The 15,172-nt window shown below is 72.8% G+C and carries 17 protein-coding genes; 8 read left to right on the top strand and 9 right to left on the bottom strand.

The window, feature by feature from the left end:
- Positions 1-29 precede the first annotated feature (29 nt).
- The gene (locus tag KZ813_RS19455) at positions 30-533 is read right to left on the bottom strand and encodes a Ros/MucR family transcriptional regulator (protein ID WP_219756649.1); all 504 of its coding nucleotides are present in this window, start codon (positions 531-533) and stop codon (positions 30-32) included.
- A 225-nt stretch (positions 534-758) separates the two neighbouring features.
- On the opposite strand from KZ813_RS19455, the gene KZ813_RS19450 reads away from it, so the two are divergent.
- Positions 759-2,180 (top strand): amidohydrolase, encoded by a 1,422-nt coding sequence (locus KZ813_RS19450; protein WP_219756648.1) that lies wholly within the window; start codon positions 759-761, stop codon positions 2,178-2,180.
- Positions 2,177-3,496 carry an amidohydrolase family protein gene (locus tag KZ813_RS19445; protein ID WP_308461941.1) on the top strand — a complete coding sequence of 440 codons (1,320 nt, stop codon included), beginning with the start codon at positions 2,177-2,179 and terminating at the stop codon, positions 3,494-3,496. The genes KZ813_RS19450 and KZ813_RS19445 overlap by 4 nt, the downstream gene beginning before the upstream one ends.
- Positions 3,497-3,596: 100 nt before the next feature.
- On the opposite strand, the gene KZ813_RS19440 is transcribed toward KZ813_RS19445, so the two are convergent.
- Both KZ813_RS19440 and KZ813_RS19435 read right to left on the bottom strand, forming a co-directional pair.
- Positions 3,597-3,896, bottom strand: coding sequence for a hypothetical protein (locus KZ813_RS19440; protein WP_219756647.1), 300 nt, complete (start codon positions 3,894-3,896; stop codon positions 3,597-3,599).
- On the bottom strand, positions 3,893-4,069 hold the full coding sequence (locus tag KZ813_RS19435; protein WP_219756646.1) for a hypothetical protein: 177 nt from the start codon (positions 4,067-4,069) through the stop codon (positions 3,893-3,895). The genes KZ813_RS19440 and KZ813_RS19435 overlap by 4 nt, the downstream gene beginning before the upstream one ends.
- Positions 4,070-4,154: 85 nt before the next feature.
- On the opposite strand from KZ813_RS19435, the gene KZ813_RS19430 reads away from it, so the two are divergent.
- The 4 genes from KZ813_RS19430 to KZ813_RS19415 all read left to right on the top strand — a co-directional run bounded on the left by KZ813_RS19430 (position 4,155) and on the right by KZ813_RS19415 (position 8,509).
- Complete coding sequence (locus tag KZ813_RS19430; protein ID WP_219756645.1) at positions 4,155-4,769, top strand: S24 family peptidase; 615 nt, start codon at positions 4,155-4,157, stop codon at positions 4,767-4,769.
- Between the two features lie 91 nt (positions 4,770-4,860).
- Entirely contained in the window at positions 4,861-6,141 is a 1,281-nt protein-coding gene (locus KZ813_RS19425) for an MFS transporter (RefSeq protein ID WP_219756644.1), read from the top strand.
- Positions 6,138-7,262 (top strand): metallophosphoesterase family protein, encoded by a 1,125-nt coding sequence (locus KZ813_RS19420; RefSeq protein ID WP_219756643.1) that lies wholly within the window; start codon positions 6,138-6,140, stop codon positions 7,260-7,262. Before KZ813_RS19425 ends, KZ813_RS19420 begins: the two co-directional genes overlap by 4 nt.
- The gene (locus tag KZ813_RS19415) at positions 7,259-8,509 is read left to right on the top strand and encodes an arsenic transporter (protein ID WP_219756642.1); all 1,251 of its coding nucleotides are present in this window, start codon (positions 7,259-7,261) and stop codon (positions 8,507-8,509) included. Before KZ813_RS19420 ends, KZ813_RS19415 begins: the two co-directional genes overlap by 4 nt.
- A gap of 152 nt (positions 8,510-8,661) precedes the next feature.
- Here KZ813_RS19415 and KZ813_RS19410 read toward each other — a convergent pair whose 3' ends face one another.
- The 6 genes from KZ813_RS19410 to ispH form a co-directional block, all read right to left on the bottom strand.
- Entirely contained in the window at positions 8,662-9,705 is a 1,044-nt protein-coding gene (locus tag KZ813_RS19410; protein WP_308461940.1) for a rod shape-determining protein, read from the bottom strand.
- Positions 9,706-9,849: 144 nt separating this feature from the next.
- Positions 9,850-10,560, bottom strand: coding sequence for a spermidine synthase family protein (locus tag KZ813_RS19405; RefSeq protein WP_258046966.1), 711 nt, complete (start codon positions 10,558-10,560; stop codon positions 9,850-9,852).
- Positions 10,561-10,567: 7 nt separating this feature from the next.
- The gene (locus tag KZ813_RS19400; protein ID WP_219756641.1) at positions 10,568-10,774 is read right to left on the bottom strand and encodes a cold-shock protein; all 207 of its coding nucleotides are present in this window, start codon (positions 10,772-10,774) and stop codon (positions 10,568-10,570) included.
- A gap of 388 nt (positions 10,775-11,162) precedes the next feature.
- Positions 11,163-11,621: a ribonuclease HI gene (rnhA, locus tag KZ813_RS19395; RefSeq protein WP_219756640.1), complete on the bottom strand. Its 459-nt coding sequence runs from the start codon at positions 11,619-11,621 to the stop codon at positions 11,163-11,165.
- Positions 11,618-12,571 carry a homoserine kinase gene (gene thrB, locus KZ813_RS19390; RefSeq protein ID WP_219756639.1) on the bottom strand — a complete coding sequence of 318 codons (954 nt, stop codon included), beginning with the start codon at positions 12,569-12,571 and terminating at the stop codon, positions 11,618-11,620. Before thrB ends, rnhA begins: the two co-directional genes overlap by 4 nt.
- A gap of 206 nt (positions 12,572-12,777) precedes the next feature.
- The gene (gene ispH, locus KZ813_RS19385; RefSeq protein WP_219756638.1) at positions 12,778-13,743 is read right to left on the bottom strand and encodes a 4-hydroxy-3-methylbut-2-enyl diphosphate reductase; all 966 of its coding nucleotides are present in this window, start codon (positions 13,741-13,743) and stop codon (positions 12,778-12,780) included.
- 116 nt (positions 13,744-13,859) lie between these two features.
- Between ispH and KZ813_RS19380 the strand changes: the two genes are divergently transcribed.
- Both KZ813_RS19380 and KZ813_RS19375 read left to right on the top strand, forming a co-directional pair.
- Entirely contained in the window at positions 13,860-14,525 is a 666-nt protein-coding gene (locus KZ813_RS19380) for a hypothetical protein (RefSeq protein ID WP_308461939.1), read from the top strand.
- 128 nt (positions 14,526-14,653) lie between these two features.
- Positions 14,654-15,022, top strand: a complete 369-nt coding sequence (locus KZ813_RS19375; protein WP_219756637.1) for a hypothetical protein — start codon at positions 14,654-14,656, stop codon at positions 15,020-15,022.
- Positions 15,023-15,172 lie beyond the last annotated feature (150 nt).

The raw sequence follows: 15,172 nt of genomic DNA, 5'->3' as shown, positions 1-15,172 counted from the left end.
GCCGTCGACCCCGCCGGATCGGGCCGGGCTCAGGCCTCGGCCGGGGCCGACTTGCGGCGGCCGCGCGGCGCGGGGGCCGGCGTCGCCTCTTCCTCGGCGGCGCGGCGCGCGCCGGGCTTGCGGCCGAGGCCGATCTTCTTCGCCATGTCGCGGCGCGCCTGCGAGTAATTCTCGGCGACCATCGGATAGTCCGACTTCAGGCCGAAGCGCTGGCGATAGTCGTCGGGCGTCAGGCCGTGGCCGGCGAGATGGCGGCGCAGCGTCTTGTACGGCTTGCCGTCGATCAGCGAGATCAGATGATCCTTCGACGCCAGCGACTTACGCACCGACACCGCGGGGGTATAGTCGCTCGCCGGTTCCTCCGACGCGGCCACCGAAGTGCTCGACGACAGGTTCGACACCGCGTCGTGCATCGTGCGCAGAAACGCCGGGACGTCCTCGCCCGAGGCGCGCGTGTTGGGATTGGACAGCCAGGCGATCGTCAGTTCGGTCGCGAGCTCGACCACATTGGTGCTGGCGGTCTCGTCGTTCATCGTAACACTCCTCGAAATGATGATGTGGCGTCTATACAGCGGCAGAGAGGCCGTCAACGCGCCCATGTCAATAGTTCTAACATGAGTTCGGTAGAAGAGACAGTTGAAGTCTTGCCATGGCAGATGTCGCGTCCCGCCGTCCCATATTCGCACGGAGCTTGACCGCCGCGCTCCCCCCGTTCCATGATCCCGGAGAGGGTAGAGCATAACAAAAGGGGTTAACGCATGAAGCTCGGTCGAGGGCGCGGCGCGCTGTGGGGCGCGGTCGCGATCGCGCTGCCGCTCGCCGCCTGCGCGAGTGACGGGAAGGATCGCCCCAGGAGCGCCGCGGCCAAGGCGCCGCCGGTCAAATACGCGCGCGATCCTTACCCCTCGACCTATCACGCTTATCCCGGCGTGCCGACGCTCGTCCGCAACGTCACCGTGTTCGACGGCGAGGGCGGCCGGATCGATCGCGGTGCGGTGCTGCTCGGCGACGGCAAGGTGGTCGCGGTGGGCCAGTCGCTCGACGCGCCCGCGGGCGCGACCGTGATCGACGGGACCGGCAAGTATATCACGCCCGGCATCGTCGACATCCACAGTCACCTCGGCGACTATCCCAGCCCGCAGGTGCAGGCCCTGTCCGACGGCAACGAGGCGACCGCGCCGATCACCGCCGACGTCTGGGCCGAGCACAGCGTGTGGCCGCAGGACCCCGGCTTCGGCCGCGCGCTCGCCAACGGCGGCGTCACGACGCTGCAGATCCTGCCCGGCTCGGCCAACCTGATGGGCGGGCGCAGCGTGGTGCTCAAGAACGTCTACGCCCGCACCATGCAGGCGATGAAGTTCCCCGGCGCGCCCTACGGCCTGAAGATGGCGTGCGGCGAGAATCCCAAGCGGGTCTACGGCAGCAAGAACCGCGAGCCGTCGACGCGGATGGGCAACGTCGCGGTCGACCGCCAGACCTGGGCCAAGGCGGTGGCGTACAAGCGCAAGTGGGACAAGTACGAGAAGGAGGGCGGCGACCCGCCCGACCGCGACATCGCGATGGACACGCTGCGCGGCGTGCTCGCGGGCGAGATCCTGGTGCAGAACCACTGCTACCGCGCCGACGAGATGGCCATCGTGCTCGATATGGCCAAGGAGTTCGGCTATCACGTCACCGCCTTCCACCACGCGGTCGAGGCGTACAAGATCGCCGACCTGCTCAAGGCCAGCGGCACCTGCGCCGCGGTCTGGGCCGATTGGTACGGCTTCAAGATGGAGAGCTACGACGGGATCGGCGAGAATCTCGCGATCCTCGACAAGTCGGGCGCGTGCGCGATGATCCACTCGGACGACGAGAACGGCATCCAGCGGCTCAACCAGGAGGTCGCCAAGGTGCTCTCTTCCGCGCGCCACGCCGGGATCCAGGTGAGCGACGAGGCGGCGTGGAAGTGGCTCTCGCTCGGGCCGGCCAAGGCGCTCGGCATCGATCAGCAGACCGGCAGCCTGCGCCCCGGCAAGATGGGCGACGCGGTGCTGTGGAACGGCAATCCCTTCAGCGTCTACACCCGGCCGGAGAAGGTCTGGGTCGACGGCGCGCTGCTCTATGATTCGAGCGACCCGAAGCGCCGCCCGGTGAGCGACTTCGAGCTCGGCCAGCCCGGTTCGGGAGACGTCAAGTGACGCGCGCGCTGCTCCTCTCCCCCTCCGTCTCCCTCGCGCTCCTCGCCGGCCTGCTGGCGCCGCCCGCCGCTTCGCAGACGATCGCGATCACCGGCGGCACCGTCGCGATCGGCGACGGCTCGGCGCCCATCGAGCGCGGCACCTTGGTGATCGCGAACGGCCGGGTCGTCGCCGCGGGCGCCGGGGTCGCGGTGCCGGCGGGCGCCGAGGTGGTCGACGCGACGGGCAGATGGGTGACGCCGGGCGTGGTCTCGGCGATGACCGATCTGTCGCTGGTCGACGCCGACGGCGTGTCCGAGAGCAACGACGCGGGCGCGCGCGGCTCGCCGTACAAGGCCTCGATCGACGTGTCGGTCGCGATCAACCCGGCGGGGGTGAAGATCGCCAACGAGCGGCTCGGCGGCGTGACGCGCGCGATCGTCGCGCCCGCGGCGGGCGGGTCGATCTTCGCGGGGCAGGGCGCGGTGATCGACCTCGGCAGCGACCCCGACGCGCTGACCCGCGCGCGCGCGTTCGAATATGTCGAGCTCGGCGAGGACGGCGGCAAGCTCGCCGGCGGCAGCCGCCCCGCGGCCTGGGCGCTGCTGCGCGACGCCTTCCGGCAGGCGCAGGACTATCGCCGCGATCCCAAGGCGTTCGACGGGCGCTCGCGCGACTCGCTGGTGACCCGCGCCGATGCCGAGACGCTGGGGCGCGTGCTCGACGGGCAGCTGCCGCTGCTGGTCCATGTCGAGCGCGCCGCGGATATCCGCCAGGTGCTCGGGATGACGCGCGATTATCCCAAGGTGAAGCTGGTATTGGTCGGCGTCGCCGAGGGCTGGCTGGTGGCGCGCGAGATCGCCGCGGCGCGCGTGCCGGTGATCGCGCACGCGCTCGCCGACCTGCCCGCCAGCTTCGAGAGCCTGGCCGCGACCGAGTCGAACGTCGGGCGGATGCGCGCGGCGGGGGTGCAGGTGGCGCTGGCCTCGACCGGGGCGTCGGGCGGCGACCATGTGCTGCGCCAGTTCGCGGGCAACCTGGTGGCGATCACGCGCGTGCCGGGCGCGACCGGGCTCGACTGGGGCCAGGCCTGGGCCTCGATCACCAGCGGGCCGGCCGAGGCGATCGGGCTGGGCGGCGAGATCGGCTCGCTGCGACCGGGCCGCCGCGCCGACGTCGTGCTGTGGGACGGCGACCCGCTCGAGCTGTCGTCGGTGCCGGTGGCGACCTGGGTCGACGGTCGCGCGCAGCCGATGCGCTCGCGCCAGACCGAGCTGCGCGACCGCTACCTGACGCCGACCGAGGGCGCGCTGCCCAAGGCCTATGAGCGGCCATAAGGGGCAGAGCCGATCCGGCGCCGGACGGTGACCGGAACGACGACCGGAAGGTGACGGCGCCGTCGGCGCGGTGCCATCACCTCCGCGCGGGCGGGGCGCGTCACCCCGTCACCACCGTCACTCCTTCCAGCCGCGCGCGCGTCGCCCGCGCGTCGCTGTCGCGCGCCACCACGCGCAGGTCCGCCAGCACGTGCCCCGGCAGCGCGACCGAGTCGGCGTCGAGCGCGTCGAGCCAGGCGTCGAGCCGTGGGTCACTGCGCCCCTCCAGCACCAGCTCGTGCCGGTCGCCCGCGAAGGTGGCGCTGTGCCACGCCACCGCGCGGTGGCGCTCGATCGCCACCGACGCGCCCGCGCGCGCCGCGGAGCGCGCCAGCGCGCGCTGCAGCCGCCGCGCGCTCATCGCACACCCGCGCGCAGCACCGCCTCGATCCGCCGCCGCGTCCGCTCGCCCGGTACGCGCCCGCGGCGCAGGTCGCCGACCAGCCGCGGGTCGTTGATCGCGCGCCGCCCGAAGGTCGTCGCCGCGATCCCGGTCCGGCGCAGATAGCGCTCGATCTCCATCAACAGACTCATCGATACTCTCCCTCGACTCACCTGTTCTTCATCTGTTCTCACTTTTCCAACTTGTCGAGGAAAAATCCTCAGTCTAGGGTCGTGCATGGTCGAGACCCCGCAGCAGGCGCTCACGCGTGCCGCCGCCGAGCGCGGCGTGGCCCTCTCCGCGCTGTCGCGGATGATCGGCCGCAACCAGGCCTATCTCAGCCAGTTCGTGCTGCGCGGCTCGCCGCGGCGGCTGCCCGAGCGCGAGCGGCGGCTACTCGCCGACTTCCTCGCGCTCGACGAGGCGGCACTCGGCGCCGCGCCGCGCGAGGACGACGTGGCGGTGCCATGGCTGGCGGTGCGCGCCGCGGCGGGCCAGGGCCATGTCGCGGAAGAGCGCGTGCTCCGCGCCGAGGCGGTGCCGCGCGCGCTGCTTCGCGCCGCCGGGATCACGCCCGCCGCCGCCTCGCTGATCACGGTGGCGGGCGAGTCGATGGCGCCCACCTTGTGCGACGGCGATCGGCTGCTGGTCGACACCGCCGACCGCCGGCCACCGGCGGGCGGCGCGATCTACGTCATCCGCCGCGACGAGGGGCTCGCGGTCAAGCGGCTGGTGCCCGAGGGCGCGACCGTCGCGGTGCGAAGCGACAACCCCGACTGGCCGACGCAGCGGGTCGCCGCGCGCGCGCTCGTCGTGGTCGGGCGCGCGCGGCTGCTCACCCGCGCGTTGTGACGCGATCCTCCGCGACGCTGACTTAAATCAGTGCCGATGCGGATATTTCAAACGATTGCTGGGTTAGGTGCCGGGCGATCCGGAGGCGGCGATGGCGACGGCAGCAGGCGCGATATCCTCGACGACCCCGGGCGGCGACGCCGACCGCACGCGCGCCACCCGCGCGCTCCAGGCACTCAACTTCTTCATGGCGGACATGCAGGCCGGTATCGGCCCGTTCCTCGGCGTGTTCCTGCAACAGCGCGGCTGGACCGCGGGCCCGATCGGCACGGTGATGACGGTCGGCGGGGTCGCCGGCATGGTGATGACGGTGCCCGCGGGCGCGGTGATCGACCACAGCGAGAAGAAGCGGCTGATCGTGATCGTCACCGGCATCTGCACGGTGATGGCCTCGTTCCTGATCCTGCTGTCGCAGTCGGCCTGGGTGGTGACGGTCAGCCAGGTCGCCACCGCGATCGCGGGTGCGGCGATCGGGCCCGCGGTGACGGGCATGACGCTCGGCATCGTGCGCCAGCGCGGCTTCAACGCGCAGAACGGCCGCAACCAGGCGTGGAACCACGCCGGCAACATGGTCGGCGCGGGGCTGTCGGGCTGGCTCGGCTGGAAGTTCGGCATGCCCGCGATCTTCTACCTCGCCGCCGCGTTCGGCGTGCTCGCGATCCTGTGCGTGCTGAGCATCCCCGAGCGCGCGATCGACCATGACGCCGCGCGCGGGCTGGAGAAGAAGGACGGTGTCGACGAACCGGGCGGCGCCGCGCAGGGCTTCCGCGCGCTGCTCGAGAACCGACCGATGCTGATCCTCGCCGCCGCGCTCGCCTGCTTCCACCTCGGCAACGGCGCGATGCTGCCGCTGTACGGGCTGGCGGTGGTCGGCGCCGGCAAGGGCAACCCGGCGCTGTTCACTGCCACGACCGTGATGGTGGCGCAGGGCGTGATGGTGATCACCTCGCTGCTGGCGATGCGGATGGCGGCGGGGCGCGGCTATTGGTTGGTGCTGCTGATCTCCTTCGCCGCGCTGCCGCTGCGCGGCGCGCTGGCGGGCACCTTCATCGAACATTGGGGCGTGTGGCCGGTCCAGGCGCTCGACGGCATCGGGGCCGGCCTGCAGAGCGTCGCGGTGCCGGGGCTGGTCGCCTGCCTGCTCGACGGTACCGGTCGGGTCAACGTCGGCCAGGGCGCGGTGATGACGGTGCAGGGCGTCGGCGCCTCGCTCAGCCCCGCGATCGGCGGGTGGCTGGCGCAGGCGCTGGGCTACCGGGTCGCCTTCTACGTGCTCGGCGGTTTCGCGCTGGCCAGCCTGGCGCTGTGGATCGGCTTCGCCGCGGTGCTGCGCCCGGCCTGCGCCGGCGCGCGCGGGGGGCAGGCGGCGTGACCAGCAGCATCACCTGGGTCCATGTCGGCGACGTCCACGCCGACGCCGCGGACGGTTGGCAGGGGATCGATCGGCTGGAACAGGTCGTCGCGCGACTGGTCGACGTGCCCGAGGGCATCGACTTCCTGTTCCTGCCCGGCGACAACGCCAACCATGCGACGCCAGAGCAATATACCGAGATCCGCGCCGCCCTCGCGGGGGCACGCGTGCCTGTGCTGACGATCCCCGGCGACCATGACTTCGAGGACGGCACGCTGGCGGCCTATCGCGCCGGCACGCCGCCGGACTGGCGCCCGTTCAGCCGAGTCATCGCCGGGCATCGCTGCCTGTTCCTCGACGTGGTCAGCGCGGGCGCCGGCGGGCCCGACTTCCGCCTCGGCGCGGGCCAGCGCGACCGGCTGGCGCGCGCGCTGGCGGAGAGCGACGACGACGCGGCGCTCACCCCGCTGGTGTTCATGCACGCTTTCCCGTCCGACCATGCCGACGGCGGCGAGGCGCTCGCGACCCTGTTCGCCGACGCGGGCGTCGCTTTCGTCGACACCGGGCACACGCATTACAACGAACTGCTCAACGACGGCCGCACCGTCTACGGCGCGACGCGGTCGAGCGCGCAGATCGAGGAGGAGGGCGGCGCGCCGGGCTATTCGGTGGTGAGCGTCCACGGCGGCGTGCCGAGCTGGACCTTCCGTCCGCTCGACGCCGGCTGGCCGCACGTCCAGATCCTCTCCCCCGCCGACGTGCGGCTGATCACGCGGCCCTATCATCCCTGCCATGTCCCGGCGCCGGGCGAGGTGGAGGTGGTCGCGCGCGTGCTCGGTCAGGGCGCGCCCGCGCCGACGGTAGCGTTCGGCGGGGAGGCGTGGCCGATGCAGCGGGACGCCGCGCATGCCGCGAACTGGTGCGCGACGATCACGGTGCCGCGCGCGGGGCTCCACCGCCTCACCGTGGCGAGCGGTGACTCGCGGGACACGATCGAACTGCTCGTGCGCGAGCGGAAGGACGCGCCCAAGCGCGGTCGCCCGGTGGCGCCGGGCAACGCCATCCACTCGATCGGGGCGTGGGAGTCGCGCCACCTGTTCGGCACGCGGCTCGGCCCCAACGCCAACGGTCGGCCCTGGTGATCCTCGGCGCGGGAGCGACCTGGGGGATCTGCGCCGCCGCCACCGCCGCGGTGATCGCGCGCCCGTTCCGCTGGCCCGAGGCGATCTGGGCGGTGGCGGGCGCGGCGCTGCTGCTGCTGCTCGGGCTGATGCCGTGGCCGGCGGCGCTGGGCGCGGTGGCGAAGGGCGGCGACGTCTATCTGTTCCTGATCGGCATGATGCTGCTGAGCGAGACCGCGCGCGAGCAGGGGCTGTTCGACTGGGTCGCGGCGGCGGCGGCGGCGCACGCGCGCGGCTCGCCGCGGCGGCTGTTCGCGCTGGTCTATGCCACGGGCGTCGTCACCACCACGTTCCTCTCCAACGACGCCACCGCGGTGGTGCTGACCCCGGCGGTCTATGCCGCGGCGCGCAAGGCGAGGGCGGACCCGCTGCCGCTGCTGTTCGCCTGCGCGCTGATCGCCAACGCGGCCAGCTTCGTGCTGCCGATCTCCAACCCCGCCAACCTGGTGCTGTACGGCGGGCGGATGCCGCCGCTGGGCGAGTGGTTCGGCTCGTTCGCGCTACCCTCCGTGGCGGCGATCGGCGTGACCTTCGTCGCGCTGCGCTGGGCCGAGCGCGCGCGGCTGGCGGGCCGCTGCGCCACCGACGTCGCGCCGACGACGCTCCCCGCCGGCGGGCGTGCCGCGCTGGCCGGGATCGCGGCGACCGCGCTGCTGCTGCTGGTGATGTCGGCGCGTGACCTGCCGCTGGGGCTGCCGACCTGCGTCGCCGGCGTGGTCACGACGCTGCTGGTGTGCGCGCTGGCGCGGCGGTCGCCGCTGGGGCTGGCGCGCCAGGTGTCGTGGAGCGTGCTGCCGCTGGTGGCGGGGCTGTTCGTGCTGGTGGAGGCGCTCGACCGCACCGGCGTGATCGCGCAGGTCGCCGCGGCGCTGCGCACCACCGCGGCCGAGCCGGTGCGCGGCGCGGCGGCGGCGGGGACGCTGCTGGCGTTCGTCTCCAACCTGATGAACAACCTGCCCGCCGGACTGATTGCCAGCACCGCGGTGGCGCAGGCGCACCCGCCGCGGCTGGTGGTGGACGCGCTGCTGATCGGGGTCGACCTCGGCCCCAACCTCTCGATCACGGGCAGCCTGGCGACGATCCTGTGGCTGCAGGCGATCCGGCGCGAGGGCGAGGACATCGGCTTCTGGCGCTTCCTCAAGGTGGGCGCGGTGACGATGATCCCCGCGCTGGCGGCGGCGCTCGGCGCGCGGCTGCTGATCGGGTAGGGCGGGGCGGCGCCTGGCGTTGCCGTGGGGGGCGGCGTCTCGATCGCCTGATGCTACTTCATCCTCCCCTGCGAGGGGAGGTGTGCGCAGCGCGTCGGAGGGGTGTCGCCGACAGCGAGTGTCACGACCAACGCCGACCGGGTCACCCCTCCTTATCCCTGCGACAGCGCGTCGCGCAGGAGCGGGTCCTCGAGCGCGAGGCCCGCGCCGACCGCGACGCACAGCAGCGGCGAGTCGGCCACCACCACCGGCAGCCCCGTCGCGGCGCTGAGCACCTCGTCGAGCCGGGCCAGCATCGCGCCGCCGCCGGTCATGACGATGCCCTGCTCGACCACGTCGGCGGCGAGCTCGGGCTTGATATGGCTGAGCGTGCGCAGCACCGCCTCGACGATCTGGCCGACCAGGTCGGCGAGCGCGTCGGCGATCTCGCCCTCGGTGATGCTGATCTCCTTGGGGATGCCGTTGACGAGGTCGCGCCCCTTCACCCGCATCGCCCGGTCGGCCTCGGTGGACGGGCGGCTGGCGGAGCCGATCGTCAGCTTGATCCGCTCGGCGGTCGCCTCGCCGATCATGAGATTGTGGCGGCGGCGCACGTGCGAGGCGATCGCGTCGTCCAGCTTGTCGCCGCCGACTCGGACCGAGCTGCTATAGGCCAGGCCGCTGAGCGAGAGCACCGCCACCTCGGTGGTGCCGCCGCCGATGTCGACGACCATCGACCCCGTCGGCGCGGTGATCGGCAGCCCGGCGCCGAGCGCGGCGGCGAGCGCCTCCTCGATCAGCCGCACCTCGGAGGCGCCCGCGCTCAGCGCCGCCTGGCGGATCGCGCGGCGCTCGACCTGGGTCGAGCCGGTCGGGATCGAGATCACCATCCGCGGCCGGCGCTGGAAGCGGCTCTGCCCGCCGTGCACCTTGTCGATGAAGTGCTTGATCATCTGCTCGGCGACGTCGAGGTCGGCGATCACGCCGTCGCGCAGCGGGCGGATCGTGCGGATATGCTCGGGCGTCTTGCCCATCATCAGCTTGGCGTCGGCGCCGACCGCGAGCACGCGCGTCACGCCGTCGCGCTCCTCCACCGCCACGACCGAGGGCTCGTCGATGACGATGCCGCGCCCGGCGACGTGCACCAGCGTGTTGACGGTGCCGAGGTCGATCGCGATGTCGTGCGAGCGGAGCCCGAGGATCGATGTTAGACGCACAACCAACGCTCTCTCGATGATGTCAGCGGCGCGCTGCCAACAGGGGGCCACAAGGATCTGGCGCGGCTCGCGCCTTCCGACCGGCGCGTCAATCGGCTTGCGATCAGCGGCGGGTGGCGAACGGCCGGACGCGCGCGCTCGCGGTCAGCGCGTGGCGAGCCAGATGGTGTGCGGCGGCGCCTCGCCGCGACCGTCGGGGTCGACGGTGGCGAGGTCGACCGCGAAGCCGGCGGCCCGCAGCCGATCGGTGAAGTCGGCGTCGGCGAAGGCCGACCACACCGCCAGCGTGCCGCCCGGCCGGAGCGCGGCGCGCGCGGCGCGCAGCCCCCAGCCGCAGTAGAGCCGCTCGTTGGCGAGATGGATCAGGCCCTCGGGGCCGTTGTCGACGTCGAGCAGGATCGCGTCGAAGCGCGCCTCCTGCGCCGCGATGACGTCGTGCACGTCGCCGACGATGAGCGACACGCGGTGGTCCGCGAGCGACTCGCCGTGGATATGGCGCAGCGGTCCGGTCGCCCAGGCGACCACCTCGGGCACGAGCTCCGCGACCACGATCGTCGCGTCGGCGGGCAGCGCGGCGCGCGCCGCCGCCAGCGTGAAGCCCATGCCGAGCCCGCCGATCAGCACGCGCGGCGCGGCGCCCAGCCGGCGCAGCGCCAGCGTGGCGAGCGCCTCCTCCGAGCGGACCGCCCAGCTGCCCATCAGCTGCTCGTCGCCGAACAGGATCTCGTAATCCTGTTCGTGGCGGCGAAGATGGAGTTGCCCCCCGTCGGGAAGGTCCGCGGTGTCGACGAGCACGCCCCAGGGGCCGTCCGCGCCGACGTCACGCGTGCTGAGGGCCGCCTCGGCCACCGCCATGCGCGGCTCAGGCCGTCTGGAGGTTGACGGCCGACGTCTTGCCGCGCCGGTCGGTCTCCAGCTCGTAGGTGAGCCGCTGGTCCTTATCGAGCGTGCGCAGGCCGGCGCGCTCGACCGCGCTGATGTGGACGAACGCGTCGCCGCTGCCGTCCTCCGGCGCGATGAAGCCATAGCCCTTGTCGGCGTTGAAGAATTTGACGGTGCCGGTGATCATGGGGGCGTCCTTCATCCCAGGTGACGGGCCTGCCGCGAGGGGACAGCCCGGCTTCGTTTAGCTTGAAAGGGATATGGGGCGGAGCGGCCCGAGATCCGTCGCATACGACGTCGCCGGGACGCGATAGGGCGGCGGCGCGCGAAAAGATAGCCGCAATCGGTCGGGCGGGCGCGGCGGTGCGGCGCCCGGCGGTGTCGGCGGCAGGCGCATCCGCCCCTCGCCGGCGTCCTCCGCTGATCCATCGCGTGCTCCCGCCCACGCTGGAAGACGCCTGGCGACGGGGGTGGGCGACGATGGCGCGGAGGAGATCCTGCCAGCGGAGGACACGCGACCGTCGAGACCTCGCCCTGCTGCCGTCACCTCCGCCCGCCGTCACCCCCGCCTGCCGTCACCCCCGCGCGGCGCGGCCCGCCGCCACCGCGGCGTCGCTGGCGAGCCGATCGGCGCGCTCGTTCTCGGGGTGGCCGGCGTGGCCCTTGACCCATTCCCACTCGACGCGGTGCGGCTCGGCCGCGGCGAGCAAAGCCTGCCACAGCTCGGCGTTCTTCACCGGCTTCTTGTCGGCGGTCTTCCAGCCGTTCTTGCGCCAGCCGTGGATCCATTTGGTCAGCCCGTCCATGACGTAGCGGCTGTCGGTCATCAGCTTGACGCGGCACGGGCGGGTCAGCGCGTTCAATCCCTCGATCGCGGCGGTCAGCTCCATGCGGTTGTTGGTGGTGACCGCGTCGCCGCCGGAGAGCTCCTTCTCGTGCGCGCCGCTGCGGATCACCACGCCCCAGCCGCCGGGGCCGGGATTGCCCTTGCAGGCGCCGTCGGTGAACATCTCGACGAGGGTGAGTTCGGTCATGAAAAACAGTCCGGATGGGCCTCGTACCAGGCGAGGCGGTGGAGGTAGGCGAGCGGGTCCTTGCGCGTCACCAGCGCGTCGGCGGGCGTGTGCAGCCAGTCCCACGCGCGGCTCAGCAGAAAGCGGACGCAGGCGCCGCGCGCGAGCAGCGGCAGCGCGGCGCGCTCGGCGGCGGCGAGCGGCGCGGCCTCGGCATAGCCCGCGAGCAGCGCCGCGCCCACCGCCGGATCGGCCGGCGCGCCGGCGGCATCGAAGGCCCAGGCCGAGTGCATCACCGCCAGGTCATAGGCGGTGAGGTCGGTGCAGGCGAAGTAGAAGTCGATCAGGCCGGTGACCGCGTCGCCGAGCATCAGCACGTTGTCGGGGAAGAGGTCGGCGTGGATCGCGCCGCTCGGCAGGTCGCGCGGCCAGTCGCGCTCGATGCCGTCGAGCGCGCGCGCGACGCGGTCGAACAGGCCGGGTTGGATCGTGTTCATGTCCTGCCCGCAGCGGTCGAGCAGCGGGCGCCAGGTCGCCACGCCCATCGAGTTCGCGCGGGTCGGTGCGAAGTCGGCGAGCGCGACGTGCATCTCGCCCAGCGCGCGCGCGGCGGCGCGCGCCTGCGCCGGCGTGGGGTGCGACACCGACACGCCGGGGAGGAAGCGGATCAGGCAGGCGGGCCGCTCAGCGAGCCGCTGGATCGCGACGCCGTCGCGGTCGGCGACGGCGGGCGGCACCGGCAGGCCGCGGGCGGCGAGATGGTCGAGCAGCGCGAGGAAGAACGGGAGATCGTCGGCGGCGACACGCTTCTCGTAGAGCGTGAGGATGAAGCGCGCCTCGGTGGTGTCGACGAGATAGTTGGAATTCTCCACGCCCTCGGCGATGCCCTTGGCCGAGACCAGGGCGCCGGCGTCGTAGCGCGCGAGGAAGGCGGCGAGCGCCTCGGCGGATACCTGCGTGTAGACTGCCACTTGTCGCCCCCTCGTGGCGGCCGTCCGAGCGCCCGCGGGGGGCTCGTTCGCGGAAGAGGGGATGCCGGGTCAAGTCCGGGCTGAGCGAAAGGGCGAAGTGTGTCCCCGCCGCCGCGGGGCGTCCGAACCGGACCGTATCGGCTCATTGGCCCCATCAGCGATCCTTCCCTTCCAGGGGAGGATGAGCTGGGCTCCACCCCGATCCGCTACGCCGCCTCCGCCTCCAGCCCGCGCGGCAGCTTGAAGGCGATCGTCTCGCGCGTGGTCTCTTCCTCGCGCTCGGTCACGTCGAAGCGGGTCGAGAGCAGGTCGACCAGCTCGCGCACCAGCAGCTCGGGCGCCGAGGCACCCGCGGTGACCCCCAGCGTGCCCACGCCGTCGAGGAAGGCCCAGTCGAGCTCGGCGGCGCGCTGGATCAGCGCCGAGCGGATGCCGTGGCGCTCCGCCACCTCCACCAGCCGCAGCGAGTTGGACGAGTTGGGCGCGCCGATCACCAGCACCGCGTCGCACGCCCCGGCGATCGCCTTCACCGCCGCCTGGCGGTTCGAGGTGGCGTAGCAGATGTCCTCGCCGTGCGGCGCCTGGATCGCGGGGAAACGCGCGTGCAGCGCGGCGACCACCGCGGCGGTGTCGTCGACCGACAGGGTCGTCTGGGTGAGGAAGGCGAGGTTGGCGGGATCGCCCGGCGCCAGCCGCGCGACGTCCTCCACCGTCTCGATCAGCGTCATCGCGCCGGCGGGGACCTGGCCGAAGGTGCCGATCACCTCGGGGTGGCCGGCGTGGCCGATGAACAGGATGTGCCGCCCCGCCGCGACCAGCCGCTCGGCCTGGCGGTGGACCTTGGAGACCAGCGGGCAGGTGGCGTCGAGATAGTCGAGCCCGCGATCTTGCGCCGCCGCGGGCACCGACTTGGGCACGCCGTGCGCCGAGAAGACGACGGGCGCGCCGTCGGGCACCTCGTCCAGCTCCTCGACGAACACCGCGCCCTTGGCCTTGAGCGAGTCGACCACGAACTTGTTGTGGACGATCTCGTGGCGGACGTAGACGGGCGCGCCGTGCTTCTCGATCGCCAGCTCGACGATGCGGATCGCGCGGTCGACGCCGGCGCAGAAGCCGCGCGGCGCGGCGATCAGCAGCTCGAGCGGGCGGCGGGCGGGAACGGGTTCGGCCATGCGCCCGCGTCTACGCCAATGCTTGCTCCGGCGATAGTCGGTTCCTATGCTGCGGGCGTGACCGGGGCCGTTCGCGCGGCCCCGTTGTCGCATGTGCTGATTGTCGGGATTGCCCTGTGAACCCTGCCCGCGTGACTTCCTACCGCCCGCTCGCCGCCGCGCTGATCCTCCTGCTCGCGGCGGGCTGCGCGCGCACCGGCGAGATCGACGTCTCGCGCGGCGGCGCGGGCATCACCGCGGTGCGATCGGTCTGCCCGACCGTGGCGGTGCCCGCGGGCACGGGCGACGTCACCTTGTTCGACCCGCCGGCCAGCCGCACCGCCAGCGCGATCGACACGGTGGCGACGATCAGCAACGTGCGCTCGACCTGCGACGACCAGGGCAGCGACGTGATCACGCGCGTCACCTTCGACGTGCGCGCGCGTCGCGTCCGCGCCGACGCGCCGCGCGACGTGACGCTGCCCTATTTCATCGCGATCACGCGCGGCGGCAGCTCGGTGGTGGCCAAGCGCCTCGGCCAGGTCGCGCTCCACTTCGACGCGGGCCAGCCGGTCGCCACCGCGACGGGCGAGGCGACCAGCGCGGTGGCACGCTCGGCGGCGACGCTGCCGTCCGAGGTGCGCGACCGGCTGACCAAGAAGCGCAAGGCGGGCGACGAGGACGCCGCGCTCGACCCGCTCGCCGACCCGCAGGTGCGCACCGCGGTGGCCTCGGCCAGCTTCGAGGCGCTGGTCGGCTTCCAGCTCACGCCGGATCAGCTGAAATATAACGCAACTCGCTGATGACGCTGTATTTTCGCCGGTTCTGCGACGGAATGAGTCGGGCGGGCGGCGAGCCGGTCACCTTTGAGCAACCATTGTCGGCCTAATCCTTTGGCCGAAGGCGCCGACGGCGGCGCCGGGAGTTCTCCGTGACCGCATTGACGCCGCTGCTGTCCTCCTCGTCGCTGGCCCCCGCGGCCGCGCCGGCGGCGCGCGCGGCGACGCCGGCGGCGGCCGCGCCCGCCGCGGCGCCGGCGCAGGATCGCACGATCGGCGCGCGGGTCGACTCGCAGGTGACGGGCGGCGCGCTCAGCGCGGCCGCGGGCGCCTCGCTCAAGGACTTCTTCGGCGAGAGCGACACGACCGTCTCGACCGGCAGCCTGATCCGTCGTGCCGGCGCGCAGCTCGACCAGTTCGATCGCGTGCTCGACAAATTGCGCGCCAGCCTCGGCGGCGGCACCACCTACGGCAGCCCCGCGCCGGGCAGCAGCGGGATGGTGGTCGACCGGCTGGCGTGAGCGCCGCGGGGTGCTGGCACCGTCGGGTACGGGTGACGGCCCTGCGTCTGGGTCGATACGATCACGCCATTCCCTCCCCCGCCATTCCCTCCCCCGTCATCCCCGCGCAGGCGGGGATCCAGACGCGCTGACGCCGCGGCGCTCTCCCTG

The organism is Sphingomonas folli (genome assembly GCF_019429525.1).
GTDB classification, from domain to species: Bacteria; Pseudomonadota; Alphaproteobacteria; order Sphingomonadales; family Sphingomonadaceae; genus Sphingomonas; species Sphingomonas folii.
The sequence above is the reverse complement of the archived record's forward strand: the minus strand, read 5'-3'. Positions and strand labels throughout refer to the sequence as shown.